Annotated in this window: 12 protein-coding genes and 4 pseudogenes; 8 read left to right on the forward strand and 8 right to left on the reverse strand. The window is 66.6% G+C overall.

The window, feature by feature from the left end; translation table 11 throughout:
* Window positions 1-151 precede the first annotated feature (151 nt).
* The 6 genes from KY499_RS00350 to KY499_RS00375 form a co-directional block, all read right to left on the reverse strand.
* Entirely contained in the window at window positions 152-349 is a 198-nt protein-coding gene (locus KY499_RS00350; protein ID WP_219886010.1) for a transposase, read from the reverse strand.
* Between the two features lie 80 nt (window positions 350-429).
* The gene (locus KY499_RS00355) at window positions 430-1653 is read right to left on the reverse strand and encodes an ISL3 family transposase (RefSeq protein WP_258190871.1); all 1224 of its coding nucleotides are present in this window, start codon (window positions 1651-1653) and stop codon (window positions 430-432) included.
* 335 nt (window positions 1654-1988) lie between these two features.
* Entirely contained in the window at window positions 1989-2399 is a 411-nt protein-coding gene (locus KY499_RS00360; RefSeq protein ID WP_219886011.1) for a transposase family protein, read from the reverse strand.
* 207 nt (window positions 2400-2606) lie between these two features.
* The gene (gene wecB / locus KY499_RS00365; RefSeq protein WP_219886012.1) at window positions 2607-3752 is read right to left on the reverse strand and encodes a non-hydrolyzing UDP-N-acetylglucosamine 2-epimerase; all 1146 of its coding nucleotides are present in this window, start codon (window positions 3750-3752) and stop codon (window positions 2607-2609) included.
* A gap of 113 nt (window positions 3753-3865) precedes the next feature.
* Window positions 3866-4282 (reverse strand): hypothetical protein, encoded by a 417-nt coding sequence (locus KY499_RS00370; protein WP_219886013.1) that lies wholly within the window; start codon window positions 4280-4282, stop codon window positions 3866-3868.
* Between the two features lie 86 nt (window positions 4283-4368).
* Window positions 4369-4938, reverse strand: coding sequence for a YdcF family protein (locus KY499_RS00375; protein WP_258190872.1), 570 nt, complete (start codon window positions 4936-4938; stop codon window positions 4369-4371).
* 208 nt (window positions 4939-5146) lie between these two features.
* On the opposite strand from KY499_RS00375, the gene KY499_RS00380 reads away from it, so the two are divergent.
* The 5 genes and pseudogenes from KY499_RS00380 to rsmD all read left to right on the forward strand — a co-directional run bounded on the left by KY499_RS00380 (window position 5147) and on the right by rsmD (window position 13157).
* Entirely contained in the window at window positions 5147-8104 is a 2958-nt protein-coding gene (locus KY499_RS00380; RefSeq protein WP_219886014.1) for a hypothetical protein, read from the forward strand.
* A gap of 89 nt (window positions 8105-8193) precedes the next feature.
* Window positions 8194-9205: pseudogene (locus tag KY499_RS00385) on the forward strand (thiamine-phosphate kinase).
* 22 nt (window positions 9206-9227) lie between these two features.
* Window positions 9228-10266, forward strand: a pseudogene (locus tag KY499_RS00390) (DAK2 domain-containing protein).
* Window positions 10256-12509 (forward strand): annotated as a pseudogene (locus KY499_RS00395) (ATP-dependent DNA helicase RecG). Before KY499_RS00390 ends, KY499_RS00395 begins: the two co-directional pseudogenes overlap by 11 nt.
* A 42-nt stretch (window positions 12510-12551) precedes the next feature.
* On the forward strand, window positions 12552-13157 hold the full coding sequence (gene rsmD / locus KY499_RS00400) for a 16S rRNA (guanine(966)-N(2))-methyltransferase RsmD (RefSeq protein WP_219886015.1): 606 nt from the start codon (window positions 12552-12554) through the stop codon (window positions 13155-13157).
* On the opposite strand, the gene KY499_RS00405 is transcribed toward rsmD, so the two are convergent.
* On the reverse strand, window positions 13154-13939 hold the full coding sequence (locus KY499_RS00405) for a spermidine synthase (RefSeq protein ID WP_123255002.1): 786 nt from the start codon (window positions 13937-13939) through the stop codon (window positions 13154-13156). The genes rsmD and KY499_RS00405 overlap by 4 nt on opposite strands.
* A gap of 2 nt (window positions 13940-13941) precedes the next feature.
* On the reverse strand, window positions 13942-15177 hold the full coding sequence (locus KY499_RS00410) for an aminotransferase class I/II-fold pyridoxal phosphate-dependent enzyme (protein WP_219886016.1): 1236 nt from the start codon (window positions 15175-15177) through the stop codon (window positions 13942-13944).
* A gap of 48 nt (window positions 15178-15225) precedes the next feature.
* Here KY499_RS00410 and coaD point away from each other — a divergent pair, with 48 nt between their 5' ends.
* The 3 genes and pseudogenes from coaD (at window position 15226) to rpmF (ending at window position 16666) form a co-directional block, all read left to right on the forward strand.
* On the forward strand, window positions 15226-15726 hold the full coding sequence (gene coaD, locus KY499_RS00415; protein ID WP_123255004.1) for a pantetheine-phosphate adenylyltransferase: 501 nt from the start codon (window positions 15226-15228) through the stop codon (window positions 15724-15726).
* A 174-nt stretch (window positions 15727-15900) separates the two neighbouring features.
* A pseudogene (locus KY499_RS00420) lies at window positions 15901-16426 on the forward strand (DUF177 domain-containing protein).
* Window positions 16427-16462: 36 nt separating this feature from the next.
* Window positions 16463-16666, forward strand: coding sequence for a 50S ribosomal protein L32 (gene rpmF, locus KY499_RS00425; RefSeq protein ID WP_056738282.1), 204 nt, complete (start codon window positions 16463-16465; stop codon window positions 16664-16666).
* Window positions 16667-16682: the final 16 nt, after the last annotated feature.

Raw genomic sequence — 16682 nt, forward strand, 5'->3', positions numbered from 1 at the left:
CCACCAATTCCCTCAATCGGGTCTGCTTGGAAGACAGGCCGGGGGTGACGATCTCTTTCACGGGCCATGATGCCCAGCCGAAAACCGGAACCACCCCGGCCCCTCCCAAGGCCACCGTAAACGACGACCACCCCACGTCAACAGGGGGTACTTAAGAGATACAAGCCAGTTTGACGACGTGGAAAACGTCCAGGACCGTGATGGCTTCGGGGGGCTCGTCACGAATTGCGTTGGCGTAGCCGCGGAAAGGATCCAGCGCCGCTGTCTTGATGCCGGCGGTGAACCCGGTGCCGCGGTCGTTTGAGCCAGTCAGGGTAGGCGGCTCTCCGCGGTTCGTGGTGATTTCCACTGTGCGGTGGATGTTCAGGCCGCCGTTCTGGCGCCGCTTCTGAGCATAATGAGAGTGGTGTTGTTGCGGCTATTGACGAATCACCGTCCGGTCCGTTTCAGGTGCTTGATGGCCGTATTGTTCGCCGCTACTTTCGCCGTTGTTGCGCCGGTGACGATGAGTACTTCGATTTCCTTCCACCAGCGGCAGACCGTGCGCCAGAGCCTGGTCGTCTCGGGCTGGGCTGCGTGTTCGACGAGTTCCTGGGGCCGGTGCTTCGCGGCCGCGGCGTCGGCGAGTGAGCCGGTGCGCAACATCGCGCGGAGCTGCTCTTTGACGTTCCAGGCCGCCTGCAGCTTGCCGGTCGGGTCATCGAGGTCGAAGACTTGTTTGAGCCGGTCACTGCCCCGGCCCGAGAGCGTCTCGCCGGCGCGGAGCAGCAGCCGGCGGTTGGCCCAGACCGGGTCCGGGGTGCATCCTCGTCGGCCCTTGGTTTCCTGGGTCAGTCGCTGCCGGACTTCGGTGAGCATGTTGTTCCCGAGCAGGACCAGGTGGAAGGCGTCGACCGAGACGGCGGTGCGGGGCAGCCACATCCGCAGGGCTTTCCGGAACGCCGCGGACGTGTCGATGGCGACGACCTGCACGCAGAACCGCCAGTCGAGCGGGCGGGCGAGGAGCCACTCGCCGACGCCCTGGTGGTCCCGGCCGTCGACCACACCGAGGACCCGGCCCGTGTCCAGGTCAACGATGGTAGTCATCCCGGGTTCGAATCGCTTCCAGGCATTGGTTTCGGGATCCTTGAAGAACCGGACGGAACGGAACCGGTGCTCATCGATGCCCAGCATCCGGGGACGCAGCTTGTCGACGTCCGGAAGCCTGGTGGCCGCCATGTTCAGGGCCCGCTGGACCAGCCACCACGAGACCCCATGCGCCGCGGCGGCTTCAGTGGCGGCGCGGCTGGAATCAATGACCGCGGAGACGAGCATGTCCCGCAGCCGGCGGGTGGAACGGGCCAGGCGCGGGACCTTGGGGGTGGCTTCGAAGAACGTCTTCCGGGGGCATTCGGATTCATCGCAGAAGAACCGTCGCTTGGACCAGATGACCTCCACCGGCCCGGCGACGGGAATGTCACGGACCCGCTGGAGGCGCCGTGAGTGCCGCCGGGTGCCGATCACACCGCAGTCAGGGCACCCGGATTCGACGATGCTCTCGACCAGGATTCTGCGCTGGCCGAAGCCCAGAATCTCGGTTGAAAGAACAAGGTAGTCAGGCAGGTTGAACATGGCGGTGGCAGCGTCAGGGCACCGGGAAGTAAGCTCGGTCACGGCTCGTAGTCCTGTCATCGATGAATGCGTCAAGAACATCCATCACAACAGGGCTACGGGCCCCTCACGTCTAAAGACACGAACCCGAATGCACCAACCACGGAGAGCCGGGTAGGCCTTCCCGGACCGGCCCGGAACGAGGTTCAGCAGCCGGGCGTGGATGACGCCGTGGGCGTCCGGGTGTGGTCAACGATGCCGGTGACCATACCGGTGCCGGGCGGGCCGGTGTGGGACCAGACATGTTCGTCGACGCCGAGGGCGTTCGCGCCGGCGAGCTGATCGGCGCTCCCGATGCGGCGGGTAGCTTCTGCCTTGGTGGCGTCCCAGGCGGAGTGCTAGGAAACGCCAAGCTGGTGTGCCAGGGCCGAGGCCGACGTGTCGAAATGCTGGCGCGCATCGGTCGCCCAGTTCACGGCGCGGGCGGTGAGTTTCGTCCGGGGACCGGCCAGCGGGTGCTCTTCGCTGAACGTGGTCCTTGGGCAGCCCGGGTCCAGGCACCGCGAGAGACGCTTGGCCCACAGCAATCGCACCGGACGGCCGAAACAGGGAATGTCATGGAGCCGCACCTGCCGGCGGCCATGGCCGATAGCGACAACGCCGCAGTCGGGGCAGCCGATGATGTCTTCCCCGGTTTCGGTGCGCCGAACCAGGCCGGTCCCGGATGTCGTGACGGAGCTGACGTGGATGCCCTCGACACCGAGCAGCACATCCGCGCGCGTGCACCAACGGCCATCGGAACAAGACATAGAGTTAGTCATGTCAGGGTCTCTTTTGGTATTGGTTTGCTTGGTCGCTACCAATTCAAAGGTAGCCTGGCCTCTTTCCCACCGCACCACGCCGCACCGGGAACGGCCTCCGCCACGGCGCCCGTCTCAGAACCCTCCCCTCTAACCACGCTCATCTGCGAAGGGCCCGTAAACCCCGCTGGTGTCGCGGCGGTGGGAAGCTTGATGCTAGACTTCGCCGAACTCCCCGATGCGTGAGCCGGTTCCGAGCAGCTGGGCGATAGCCGCCACTGTCCGCGCTGCTGCCTTGCCATCCCCATAGGGGTTAACGGCGTTGGCCATCGAATCGAAATGCGCCTGGTCATGGAGCAGCCGGTCCACTTCCGAGACGATCTTATTCTCGTCGGTGCCGATCAAGGTAACCGTTCCGGCCTCGACGGCCTCAGGGCGTTCAGTGTTCTCCCGCATGACCAGCACGGGCTTGCCCAGGCTGGGGGCTTCCTCCTGGACGCCGCCCGAATCCGTCAGGACGATGTGGGCCATCGACAGCATGCGGGTGAATTCCCCGTAGGCCAGCGGTTCGGAAACGAGCACGTTGGCTTTGGTCTCCACAAAGGGGAGGACCGCGTCCCTCACCACAGGGTTCTTGTGGATCGGCAGAACGATCACTAGATCCGGTTCGGCGTCGGCGATTCGCGCCAGCGCCCGGCCCACACCGCGCATCGCTTCGCCCTGGTTTTCCCGGCGGTGCGTTGTGACCAGCAGGATCTTCCGTCCCTCAGAGGCGAGAGCTTCAAGCCGCGGATCCTCGAACGGGACCTCCTTGCTGACGGTGGTGAGGAGGGCGTCGATCACGGTGTTACCGGTGACCGCGATGTCCGTGGCCGGGACATTCTCGGCAAGCAGGTTCGCCCGGCTGGTCCGGGTGGGGGCGAGATGCAGGCTGGCAATCTGGCTCGTTATTTTCCGGTTGGCTTCTTCCGGGAACGGCGAAAGCATGTCCCCGCTGCGAAGGCCGGCTTCCACGTGTACCACCGGGATGCCGTGGTAGAACGCCGCGATGGCGCCGGCCGTGGACGTGGTGGTGTCACCCTGGACGACGACGGCGTCCGGCCTCGTGTGGGCGAAGAGCTTCTCCAGGCCGTCAATGGTGCGCGTCATGATCGCCGACAGCGACTGTCCCGGCTGCAGGATGTCCAGATCATGGTCCGGCGTGATGCCGAAGAGGTCGTTGACCTGGTCAAGCATGGCGCGGTGCTGGCCGGTGACGGTGACAATGCAGTCAAAGAGGGGTGATTCCTGGAGAGCAAGGACGATCGGCGCCATCTTGATGGCTTCCGGACGCGTCCCGTAGATGGGCATGATGCTTGGCATGGAGGGTTCCCCTGACTAATCGATGGGCTTTTCTCCAGTCAAGGCTACGCGACGCGGGGCGGAATGCACTGACCGCCGGGTGCAGGCACGGTGCTCAGGCCCAGGGCGCGGCTTCAGGCGCTGAGGATGAGCGCCAGGATCAGCAAGGGAATACTGACAGAAACGAGAATCAGGATTGTCATGGCGACCCGCCGTTTGCGACGGTAGGTCGTCGTGGCGCGCTCAGGCGGGCGGAACTGCACGGCATTGGCGGGATTTTCGTCTGCTGACGGCGGTGCCACTTCCGGCACCGCTCCCGGCGGCTCTTCGGCCGGCTGTGGTGGCGTTGGTCCTGACTGCGGCGCCACCGCCGCAACCGGTGCCGCTGGACCGGCCTGCGGCGCCGCTGATCCGGCCTGTGGCGCAGCTGGCAGAACCGGTGCGGCACTTGGAACCAGGAACGTGTCCGGAATGTCCTCGCGCAGGCGGCGGCGGCGCAGGTGCCGCGGGGCGGCGGGCGGCCGGAACGTGGCGTTGGCAGGTTCTTCCACGGGTGGTCCTCCTGGCCTCAGCAAATCGTTCCGCCGGTTGACGGCTTCAGCCGGGCGGACTTCAATTCTTACATTCCCGGCCGCTGTTAGGGGCATTCGGGGCGAAGGGATACGTCCAGGAGCCCTCCGGATTCGATGACGAACCGCCGCAGCCATTGCCCCGCGGACAGGTCCGGATGCGAGGCCACCATCTGCACGTCGGCGCCCGTGCACTGCCGGATCAGCCGCCCGGCCCGCGTGACGTGGTAGCTGGAGGTCACCACCGTGACCGACGTCCAGCCGTTGAGTTCCACGAGCCGGGAAATGGCCCGCGCTTCGCCCCGCGTATCGAGCTCCGGGGGCCGGAAGCACAGCAGTGACGGATTTGGGAACGTTGCCGTGCCGCACGCGGCGTCGGCAATCCGGTTGCCCAACGTATCTGTCTGGGACAGGACCAGGACGGGAATGCCCAGTTTTTCCTGGACCTGCCGGGCCGCGGGGAGCCGCTCCGAGGCGGCACCACCCAGCATGATCACGGCCTCCGTCCGGTGCAGGGTCAGCGGATCCGTGTTGACGAAGAGCTGCACGGCGACGATCAGCCACAGCAGGAATGCTCCGACCGTGACGGCAAAGACCTTTCGGGCTGCGGAGATCACGGCGGTATAGGGGGGAGGCACGCGGGAAAGTCTTTCACGGGGTATTCCCGGAGGGAAACGGTGCGTTGTTCCTGCGCAAAAACTGACGGGAAATAAGCGCGTTGACACTGTGAAACAAGTGACAGATGTGCCCGGGGTGGCAAATGCGAATATCCGCTTATGCTATAGGCACCGACGTAGGTCTCACCAACAGGTCTCCACCTGAGGTCTCACCCTGAAGCGAGCAATTTTGCGAAAACTGAACCTGGCGGCAGCCGTTCTTGCCGCCGTGATGCTGGCCGCCGCGCTGCCTCAGGCATCTCCCGCCTCCGCCCAGGCACCCGTCAGCCTCCCGCAGGCCGTGCCTGCCGTCGCTGACCCCGGGTACAACCCCGAAGTCGACGACTTTGTCCGGCCCGAGCCCGCATCCGGGCGCGCCAGGACAGAGTACACCTACGTCAGCGCCCCGCTGGCCGGCACCATGAAGACCACCCTGGTCACCGTGCAACTGGCCGACAAAACACCGTCCGGGACGGACGCCGCGGTGCCGATGAATTCGGTCAAGACCGCGCTCGGGGCCTCCAGCTCCTATTGGGCCAACGCGACGGCGAACCGGGTTGACATCTCCCTGGTCAGCGAGAAGAAACTCCACAAATCGGCCGCGAAATCCAGCCAGTCGCCGGCGGAGATCGTGGACATCGTTGCCAAGGAACTCGGCTGGACGCAAAGCCCGTACACGGCCCTGGTGATGTTTATCCCGGGCGCCTACCTCAACAACGGCGCCGCCGGCATGGCGTACAGCAACGGCAGCATCGGCGGGCGGATCCTCATGCCGCAAAACAGCCGCCTCACCATTCCCGTCCTCACCCATGAATTCGGGCACACGCTGGGGCTGGACCACGCCAACAGCCTGCTGTGCGGCAGCGGCGCGCAGGATGTCGCCTCCGGATCCTTTGCCGGGTTCGCCGACTCCAGCTGTTCCATCAAGACCTACGGCGACAACCTGGACCTGATGGGAATCTCCCATTGGGACATCATGCCGGAAATCAGTGCCAGCTTTTGGGAAATGGGACGGTTCGGAACCGGCAAGGAGGTCGCCAACCTCGGTACTGTCACCGCTGCCCGCAGCGTGACCCTCAAGCCCTGGGCTGGCACGGGATCGGACCGTGCCGCCAAATTCACGGACCCGAAATCTGGCGAGGTCTACTTTCTGGAGCTGCGCGCCCCGGTGGGTTACGACGCCGTCATCGCCCGAAACGGAAACCGCGGCGTAAAAATCACCCAGCAGGGCGGCGGGAACTCCTCGATCCTGCTCCCGCCAAACACCCGGCCTTCGGCGTTCAATGGCTACTACAGCAACACCCAGACCTGGCAGGCCGGCCAGACGTTCACCACCCACGCCGGGACCGCCGTGTCCATCAATGCCGTCAGCGATACCTCCGCCTCGGTCACGATCCGGCCCGCCGGAAACCCGGCCAAGGGGTCCTTTGACGGCGCCGACGTTTCCGTCACCTCTTCCGGCGCCGTCCTGAAGGTCTCCGGTTGGGCCGTCGACCCGGCGACGAGCTCCGCCTCAACCCAGGCACACATCCACGTCACTGCCCCCGATGGGACCTCGTCAAAAACCATCCTGTCCGCGGACAAGTCCCGGGGCGACGTCAACACCGCCTTGGGGATCAGCGGTAACCACGGCTTTCAGAGCTCCATCGCGATCAAACAGGCAGGCACCTACAAGGTGTGCGCCTACGCGATCGCCGCCGCAGGCAACACCGCGCTTGGCTGCCGGACCGCCACCCTGGCCGGCTCGCCGGCACCGGAGGGGTCCCTTGACTCGGTCACAACGGCGCTGCTGACCGGGGAGCCCCGGATTAAGATCGACGGCTGGGCCGTGGACCGCGGAACGCCCGGTGCGTCCATCCCGGTACGGGTGGATGTCACCGCGCCGGACGGCACGTCAACCACCCGGACCTACACCGCCGACAAATCGCGGCCGGACGTTAACCAGGCCCTTGGCGTCACCGGTTCGCACGGCTTCGCTATCACCGTGCCGGTGACCGAGAACGGCAGCTACAAAGTATGTGTCGCCGGCATCGCCGTGTCAGCGCTGGCTGATGCCTCCAGTACCTCGCTGGGCTGCAAGACAATCACCGCGGCCGTGTCCGACTACCCGCGCGGCTTCCTGGATTCAGTGCGGTTCACCAACGCCGGTTCTTCCGCCGGCCTGCGGGTGGAAGGCTGGTCCTACGACGTCGGCAAGCCCACGGCGTCCCTCGGAATCCACCTGTACGTCAGGTCCCCGGACGGCAGGACCAGCATCGTCACCACCACGGCCGACAAGGCCCGGGCCGACGTGAACGCAGCCATGAAGATCACCGGATCCCACGGGTTCGTGAAGACCGTTCCGGTCACACAGACCGGGACATACCGGGTGTGCGCTTACGGCATCGCCGTCAACGCCCTGACCAAACGCAACGCATTCCTCGGCTGCGCGGACACCGTGGCGACAGCCGCAGCGCCGCCTATTGGCTACGTGGACAGCATGAGCGTCGATACCCGCAGCCCATCCGCCGTGATCACCGTGGCCGGCTGGAGCCTGGAGCGGGCCACCCCGTCGGCATCCAACGGCGTCCACATCTACGTCACGGCGCCCAGCGGTACCACCAAGGGCTATGCCTTCACGGCCAACCGGACCCGGGGAGACGTCAACGCCGCGCTGGCCGTGTCCGGCCGCCACGGCTTCAAAAACAGCATTCCGATCACCGAGTCCGGACGCTACCGCGTCTGCGCCTACGGGATCGCGGTCAGTCCGCTCAGTGCCGGCAACTCGCTGCTGGCCTGTCAGGATCTGACCGCGCAGGCCGCGGCTGCCCCCACGGGCTATCTCGACTCGGTGCGGATTACCGGTACCGGTGCCACGAAGTCCATCACGGCCACCGGCTGGACGGTGGATCCGAACTTCACGAGCCGGAGCATCCCGGTCAACATCAGCGTCAAGGCCCCGAACTCGTCATCGACAACCTACAAGTTTACGGCCAACGTCTCCCGCCCGGACGTCAACGCAGCGCTGAATATCGTTGGAAAGCACGGCTACCGTGCTGTTGTGCCGGCGACCACGCGGGGAACCTACACCGTGTGCGCGTCCAGCCCCGGCATCACAGTGCTCAGCACCGGCGTCTCCCAACTGGGGTGCCTGTCCGTCCGGTACTGAGTGCCGGAGCCGAGGACTGCGTTGTCGGTCCCGCGCGGTAGCGTGGGGATGTGCGTGAAACTCCAGTGCCCAACCTGACCAATCCGCCGCTGACTGTCGCCGGCCTCTCCGAGGCTAAGTTGCTGGAACGCATCTTCCCGCGTCTCAACCGCGGCCCCGAGACCAACGGCTCCCTGCTCCTGGGGCCCGGCGACGACGCCGCGATTGTGGCCGCGCCGGACGGACGCGTAGTCCTGAGCATCGACACCCAGGTGGCGGACCAGGACTTCCGGCTCGAATGGAACAACGGGTACCGGAGCACCGGATACGACGTCGGCTGGAAGGCCGCCGCGCAGAATCTGAGCGACATCAACGCCATGGGGGGCCCGGGCCACCTCGCTCGTCGTCAGCCTCACGATGCCGCCGGAGACCCGCGTCGCCTGGGTGGAGGATTTCGCCGACGGGCTCACCGCCGGCATCCGGGAGCTCGGGGCCACGCAATGCTCCGTGGCCGGCGGCGACCTCGGGCGCGGCAGCGAACTGGCTGTCAGCGTCGCGATCCTGGGAAACCTGGACGGCCGGGCCGCCGTGCTCCGTTCCGGTGCCCGGCCGGGGGATACCGTGGCCCTGGCCGGCACAGTGGGCCGTGCCGCCGCGGGCCTTGCCCTGCTGGAGTCCGGCCCAAACGTCAGCACCCTGACCCGGGAGCAGCGCGGCCTGATGGACACCCAATGCCGGCCGCAGCCGCCGCTCGCCGCCGGACCGCTCGCCTGCGAGGCGGGCGCCACAGCCATGATGGATATTTCGGACGGCCTCGTCCGGGACGGGAACCGGCTCGCGGCAGCCAGCCACGCCGTGCTCAACCTGGACCCCGCAGCCCTGCGGCAACTTGCCGAACCCCTGAAACCGGCGTCGGTCCTGCTCGGGGCGGATGCGATGGCGTGGGTCCTCGGCGGCGGCGAAGACCATGGGCTGCTCGCCACCTTTGCGGCCGGCCGTCCGTTACCGGCCGGTTTCACTGCGATAGGCTCGGTGGAGGCTCCGGCGTCAACCGACGGCGCGGGCGTTACGATTGCGGGCAGGCGTGCCGAGTCCGGGGGATGGGATCACTTTGCAAACTAGGATTACCGCCAACGCGCAAGCGATGAAGCGGTGGCTGGGCAAGGCGGAAACAACGCTCGGTAACCACAGCGACCGTCTCAACGCCATCAATATTTTCCCCGTCGCCGACGGCGACACCGGCACCAACCTCTACCTTACGGTCCGTGCCGCGGCCCATGCCTTCGATCCTGCGGAGACTGCCCCCGCCGCCGTCGGGGACGGTGTCTTCGTGGCGGCGCCCGATCCGGTCCAGAACGACGTCGGGGCCATCCTGGCCTTGGCCGGCCAGGCCGCGATGGAGCAGGGCCCGCGGAAATTCCGGAACCCTGTTCGCCGTGTTCCTGGGCGCTGCGGCGGAACCGCTGGCCGGCCACACCCGGTTGAGCGCGCCATTGCTGGCAGCGGCATTTAACCGTGCCCAGATCCGGGCGTGGTCCGCGCTGAGCGATCCCGTGCCCGGCACCATGCTCTCCGTCATGGAAGCGGCCGCACACGCAGTGGCGGCAGTTGATCAGGCCCACAATGGCGATGACAGCAACCAAACCCTCGGCCTTGCCCTCGACGCCGCCGTCGAGGCAGCCCTGGAAGCGGTGGTGCGCACCGAAGACCAGCTCGCGGCCCTGCACGCTGCCCATGTCGTTGATGCCGGCGGAGTCGGGATGCTGCTGATCCTGGACTGCCTGCGGTCCGCCGTATTGGGTGAAGGACTCCAGGACGAACTGCTGGACGGACTGCATGGCTACGACGTGCAGGCTCCGCACATCCACACCGATATGCCCCGCGACGACGGCGTCGAGGTGATGTGCACCATCGCGCTCTCAGCGCTGGACGCGGCCATGATGCGCCAGCGGCTCGATGAAATGGGCGACTCCGTGATCATGAGCCAGGTCGGCGGCGCCGTGGACGTCGAAGGACACTACCGCTGGCGGATCCACGTCCACGTGACCGATCCTGAGCCCGCCGTTGCCTTCATCCGGTCCCTCGGTGACCCAACGGACATCACGGTCAGCGAACTCGCCGTCCCGCGCGACCCCGATCTCCACGCGGCGGGCGTTTCGGCACGCGACGGACATGAACTCTGAACTGGAGCTCGGCCTGGAACGCCGGATCGGCAAACGTTCCGCAGCTGTAATCGACAAACACCTCGGCATCACCACCGTCGGCGGGTTGCTGGACTACTTTCCGCGCCGCTACCTGAGCCGTGGCGAGCTGACCCCCATCAGCGAAGTCCCGCTGGACGAGGACGTCACCCTGATCGCACGCGTCGTCTCCAACAGCACCCGCCCCATGCGGGCCCCGCCGGGGATCGCTCACCGACGTGGTGATCTCCGACGACGCCGCCACCGCATCATCCCGGACCACCGGTGCCGGCCTGCCCGGCACCTTGAAAGTCAGCTTCTTCAACGGCTTCCGTGCCCGGGCCGAGCTGCAGCCGGGCCGGCGCGCCATGTTCTCCGGGAAGGTGACACGCTACGGCGGCTCGCTGGGCCTGACTAATCCCGATTTCCTGCTGCTCGACGAGGATCCGGACACCCCGGGCATGGACCCCGAGCAACTGGCGGCCATGCCTATCCCGGTCTACCCTGCCACCGCGAAACTCACCAGCTGGTCCATCCAGAAAGTCATCGCCACGCTGCTGGACACCGTGGACCTGGCGACCCTGGGGGACCCGCTGCCGGCCGGGATCACGGCCCGGGAGCAGTTCCTGTCCGTCGCCGACGCCTACCGCCTCATCCACGTCCCGCAGGTTCCTGCGGACTGGCAGCGGGCACGGGACCGTTTCCGCTACCAGGAAGCCCTCGTCCTGCAGACCGCCCTGGCCCGGCGCCGTGCCCAGCTCGCGGCCGAGGAAGCCACCGCCCGGCGACCGGCGGCGGACGGTTTACTCGCCGCCTTCGACCGCCAGCTGCCGTTCACCCTGACCGCCGGCCAATCCGCCGTCGGCAAGACGCTGTCCGAAGAACTGGCCCGTGACTCGCCGATGAACCGGCTCCTGCAGGGCGAAGTAGGGTCCGGCAAAACGATCGTGGCCCTGCGCGCGATGTTGCAGGTGGTCGACGCCGGGGGACAGGCAGCCCTGCTCGCGCCCACCGAGGTACTTGCCGCCCAGCACTTCGATTCGATCCGCCGGACCCTGGGCCCGCTGTCCCGGGACGGGCTGCTTGGCGGCCTCGGCCCGGACAGTGTCCAGGTCACGCTCCTCACCGGCTCCATGCCCACCGCGGCCCGGAAGCAGGCCATGCTGGACGCGGCCTCCGGAACGGCGGGGATTGTGATCGGCACCCACGCGCTGCTGAGTGAGAACGTCTCCTTCTACGACCTCGGGCTGATCGTGGTGGATGAACAGCACCGCTTCGGCGTCGAGCAGCGCGATGCGCTCCGGGCCAAGGCCAGCAAACCCCCGCACCTGCTCGTGATGACCGCCACCCCGATCCCCAGGACCGTCGCCATGACCGTATTCGGCGACCTCGAAACCTCCATCCTGGACGAGCTGCCGGCCGGCCGCGCCCCGATTACCACGCATGTCGTCGGGCTCGCCGAGCACCCCGCCTGGGCCACCCGGATCTGGTCCCGGTCCCGGGAAGAAATCGACGCCGGCCACCAGGTCTACGTCGTCTGCCCCAAGATCGGCACGGACGACGACGGCGACTTTTCACCCGGCGAAGCCGAACCGTCCGCCGCGGACCTCGACGAGGGCAACGGCGCCCGCGAGCTGGCCTCGGTCACCGGGGTTCTCGAGCACCTGCGGGACGAACCCGCCCTGGCCGGCGTCCCGGTGGCCCCCCTGCACGGACGGCAGGACCCGGTCCTCAAGTCCGAGACCATGGCCTCCTTCACTGCCAACCAGACCAAAGTGCTGGTCTCCACCACCGTGATCGAAGTCGGCGTGGACGTGCACAACGCCACGCTGATGGTAATCCTCGACGCCGACAGGTTCGGTATCTCCCAGCTCCACCAGCTCCGCGGCCGGGTGGGCCGCGGCGGGCTGCCCGGGACCTGTCTGCTCGTCACCACGCTGGAGCCCGGCCACCCGAGCCGCCGCCGCCTCGATGCGGTGGCAGCCACCACGGACGGCTTCGAGCTGTCACAGGAAGACCTCAAGCTGCGCCGCGAGGGTGACATCCTGGGCGCGTCGCAGTCCGGCGGGCGTTCCACGCTCAAACTGCTGCGGGTCCTTGAACATGAGGACATCATTGCCCGGGCCCGGCAGGACGCCCAGCGGATCGTGGCGGCGGACCCCGCACTGGCGGACCAGCCTGGCCTGGCCGCCGCCATCGACGAATACCTTAACCCAGAGAAGGAGGCGTTCCTTGAACGCGGCTAGGACCAACTGCCACAGGCGCCAAGAGCGCCAGGAGCTTCACCCATGAGCCGGATCATCTCCGGCGCCGCCGGCGGAAGCCCGCTGGTCAGTGTCCCCGGGACCTTGACCCGGCCCACCACGGACCGGGTCAAGGAGGCGCTGTTCTCGCGGCTGGATGCCTTTGACGTGATCTCCGGTGCCCGGGTGCTGGATCTCTACGCGGGATCGGGCTCGCTGGGCGTCGAAAGCGCCAGCCGGGGCGCGGCCACTGTGGACCTCGTGGAATTCGATGCCAAGGCCAGCGCCGTCTGCCAGCGCAACGCCGACCTCGTCAACACGGTGGCCGGCCGCAAGGTCGTCTCCGTGCACCGGTCCAAGGTGGAGTCCTTCCTGGACCGGACGGCGGACGCTGCACGGTGGGACCTGGTCTTCCTGGACCCGCCGTACCCGCTGGACGAGCCGGCCCTGGCCGCCGTGCTGGCCAAGCTCGCCCCGCACCTGGCGGCCGGCGGCGTCGTTGTTGTGGAACGTTCTTCCCGGACCCCCGAGCCGGACTGGCCCGCGGGGATGGAACGGTTCGCTGAGAAGAAATACGGCGAAACCCGGTTGTGGTATGCCGAACCCGGCATCGAGCCGGACACTGGGGCCGGCGCCGGGCCCGAGGCCTAACCCGAGAGCGCGTCCAGTTCGACGCCGGCGAGGACCTTGGCCGGATGCGGGCCGCGGGCCGTCAACGCGGCGGTCCAGGGCGCGGGCCACGGCTCCTGCGTTCCGGTGAGGATGATGTTCCCCGGATAGCGCCCGGTGAACATCCCCGCCTCGGCGAACGCCGCAACATCGGTCATGGCCCGGCGCAGGGCGGCGACCTGGCTCCGGACCAGGGTCAGCCCGGGCTCATCGCCCACATTTACCACCAGCACGCCCCGTGGGGTCAGCCGCGCCGCGGCCTCACGGTAGAAGTCGGTGCAGGCAATATGCTCCGGCGCCTCGGGTCCGGAGAAGATGTCGAGGATCACGACGTCGAAGCGCAGTTCCGCCGGCAGTACGGCCAGCGCCTCCCGGGCGTCTCCGATCAGCGGGTGCAGCACGGTCCCGTCGGGCAGCGGCAGTTCCTGCAGAACGAAATCCAGGAGCTCCCGCTCCAGCTCCACCGCATACTGCACCGAGCCGGGGCGGGTGGCCTGGATATAGCGGGCCAGAGTCAGGGCGCCGGCGCCGAGGTGCAAAGCACGGACCGGTTCACCCCACGGCGCCGCGAGATCGACCACATGGCCGATCCTGCGCAGATACTCGTAGAAGATGTCCTCCGGCTCTGCAAGGTTGACGTGGGACTGCTCAGCGCCGCCGATGCTCAGGACGAAGCCGCCGTCGGTGAAGGAATCGGACTCGATCGTGGCATGCTGTCCGGTGGTCCGCAGGAACCGTGCGGCGCCCTTATGCTGCCCGGTCATCCTCAGAGCCTCTCGCGCAGGGTCGCGAGCCGCTCGGCGGCTTCCTCCAGGACATGGACCTTCTTGCAGAACGCGAAGCGCAACAGGCTGCGGGTGCGTTCGGCGCCCTCGGCATGACAGAAGACCGGCACCGGGATCGCCGCGACCCCCACCAGCGCCGGAAGTTTGCGGGCCAGGTGCACGGCATCGGTGATCCCCAGCGGGGAGGTATCCACGTTGACGAAGTAGGTCCCCTGCGGGGTCAGGACGTCCAGCCCGGCCGCTCGAAGTCCCGCGCTGAGGATGTCCCGCTTGTAACGCAGGGTGTCGGCGATGCCCGTGTAGAACTCGTCCGGCAGTTCCAGTCCCACCGCGATCGCGGACTGGAACGGCGTGCCGGAACTATAGCTCAGGAACTGTTTGACGGTCCGGGCAGCAGCCACGAGATGGGCCGGGCCGCTGAGCCAGCCGATCTTCCAGCCGGTGAATGAGAACGTTTTTCCGGCGGAGGAAATCGTCATGGTGCGCCCGGCCGCGCCCGGCAGGGTGGCCACAGGGACGTGCCGCACGCCGAAAGTGAGGTGTTCGTAGACCTCGTCGGTGATGATGATGGAACCGAAGCGTTCGGCCAGGTCCACGACGCGCTGCAGGACCTCCGACGGGAAGACCGCGCCCGTCGGGTTGTGCGGATTATTGACCAGCACTACCTTTGTGCGGTTACTGAACGCCGCCTCAAGGGCATCGAGGTCCGGCTGGAAATCCGGCGCCAGCAGCGGCGCTGTGACGTGTGTGGCTCCGGCGAGACCAATGATGGCGCCATAGGAGTCATAGAACGGCTCGAAGGTCAGGACCTCGTCGCCGGGGCCGACAAGCGCGAGCAACGCCGCGGCGATCGCCTCGGTGGCGCCGGTCGTGACGATAATCTCCGTGTCCGGATCCGGGGTCAGTCCGTAAAACCGGGACTGGTGCGCCGAAATGGCCTCCCGGAGAACAGGGATACCCTTGCCTGGCGCGTATTGGTTGGCGCCCGCGGCGATGGCGGCCTGGGCGGCCTCCCTGATCTCCACCGGGCCGTCCTCGTCCGGGAAGCCCTGGCCAAGGTTGATGGCACCCGCGGAAAGGGCAAGCGTGGTCATTTCCTCGAAGATGGTCACGCCCAGCGAGCCGTCGCCGGAGAGCAGGTTTGCTCCCGTCGCGGCGCGTTGCCAGGGGAGCGGGTGGGGGCCGGACACGCCGAAGTCACTCTTCGTTGCTGACATGCTGTCATGCTATCCCGGTCCCCGTTCCCGATACGGTAGGTTCGGAGCATGAGACGCGCTGTATGCCCTGGCTCCTTTGACCCGATCCACAACGGACATCTGGAAGTCATCGCCCGGGCCTCCGGGCTCTTCGATGAGGTCATCGTGGGGATATCGACCAACTACGCCAAGAAGTACCGCTTCAGCCTCGAGCAGCGGATCGACATGGCGACGGAAACGTTTTCTTCGCTGCGCGGGATCCTGGTGGAACCGGTGGGCGAGGGACTCCTCGTCGACTACTGCCGCCAGCGTGGGGTATCGGCGATCGTCAAGGGCCTGCGCTCGTCCTCGGATTTCGACTATGAGCTTCCGATGGCGACGATGAACCGCCAGCTCAGCGGCGTCGAAACGGTGTTCCTCCCGGCGGAAAGCCACTATCTGCATCTTTCCTCGACGCTGATCAAAGAAGTCTTCACGCTCGGCGGCGATGTCTCGGACTTCGTGCCCCGGTCGGTGCTTAAACGCCTGGTCTCGGGCGAGCCGGTCCGGGACCAGCCGCATAGAGGGTAAGCTTGACCGGTACTCGGCGGCCTGCTGCCGGCTACGCGGCCGAATCGAGGCCTGGCACGGCGCCCTGGCGTTGTACCGGCACCCGGTTTGAGTCCGTCCGGAAGTTCAGGCTAGGATAGTACGTCGGTCATATGTTCAACAGGAGTTCTCATTAAACGAGATGCTAGTTCGCCCTTGGCGTTCGACGTCAAGGACCTCGGGCGCAGTCCCGGGAGCATGCGGACGCTGACGGAACATGTACCCGCACCAAGTGATCTTGGTGTGGCGCTCATCGGCGTGCAGGAAGGCTCGGATGTTGAGCTTGACCTGCGGCTGGAGGCCGTACACGAAGGAATTCTGGTTTCAGGAATTGCGCACGTCCGGGTAACCGGCGAGTGTGGCCGATGCCTGGATCCCCTCGCGTATGACCAAGAGGTCGATGTGCAAGAACTTTTCTTCTACGAGGACGTCGAGTTCCCGGACGAAGAAGACGAAGAAGAGCAACGTCGAGTCGAGCGCGATCTGATCGATCTTGAACCGGTGTTGCGGGACGCAGTTGTTACCATACTGCCGTTCCAGCCGGTGTGCCGGGAAGACTGCCAGGGCCTTTGCTCCGAATGCGGAGTTCGCCTGGAAGACGAGCCGGGGCATCACCACGAGGTCGTAGATCCTCGCTGGGGCCGCCCTAGCTGACTTGGCTAAGCCTGACCGGCAAAACTGATCTGTAAGTGTTTTTCTAGAGAGAAATGAGTTAGCCGTGGCTGTTCCCAAGCGGAAAATGTCTCGCTCGAATACCCGCGCCCGCCGCTCCCAGTGGAAGGCGACTGCCCCCCACCTGGTGAAGACCGTAGAGAACGGCCAGGTTGTATACAGCCTGCCGCACCAGGCAAAGGTCGTTACCGACTCGGCTGGCACTGCGCTGTTCCTTGAGTACAAGGGCCGCAAGGTCGCGGACGTCTAAACTGCCTCAAGGCTGA

It is taken from the genome of Arthrobacter sp. PAMC25284 (genome assembly GCF_019443425.1).
GTDB classification, from domain to species: Bacteria; Actinomycetota; Actinomycetes; order Actinomycetales; family Micrococcaceae; genus Arthrobacter; species Arthrobacter oryzae_A.

What these genes read in the sequence shown, in the direction of transcription:
- KY499_RS00360 (WP_219886011.1), bottom strand. Translation starts at nt 2,399, where the DNA reads ATGTCTTGTTCCGATGGCCGTTGGTGCACGCGCGCGGATGTGCTGCTC.
- wecB (WP_219886012.1), bottom strand. Translation starts at nt 3,752, where the DNA reads ATGCCAAGCATCATGCCCATCTACGGGACGCGTCCGGAAGCCATCAAG.
- rsmD (WP_219886015.1), top strand. Translation starts at nt 12,552, where the DNA reads ATGAGCCGGATCATCTCCGGCGCCGCCGGCGGAAGCCCGCTGGTCAGT.
- KY499_RS00405 (WP_123255002.1), bottom strand. Translation starts at nt 13,939, where the DNA reads ATGACCGGGCAGCATAAGGGCGCCGCACGGTTCCTGCGGACCACCGGA.
- KY499_RS00410 (WP_219886016.1), bottom strand. Translation starts at nt 15,177, where the DNA reads ATGTCAGCAACGAAGAGTGACTTCGGCGTGTCCGGCCCCCACCCGCTC.
- coaD (WP_123255004.1), top strand. Translation starts at nt 15,226, where the DNA reads ATGAGACGCGCTGTATGCCCTGGCTCCTTTGACCCGATCCACAACGGA.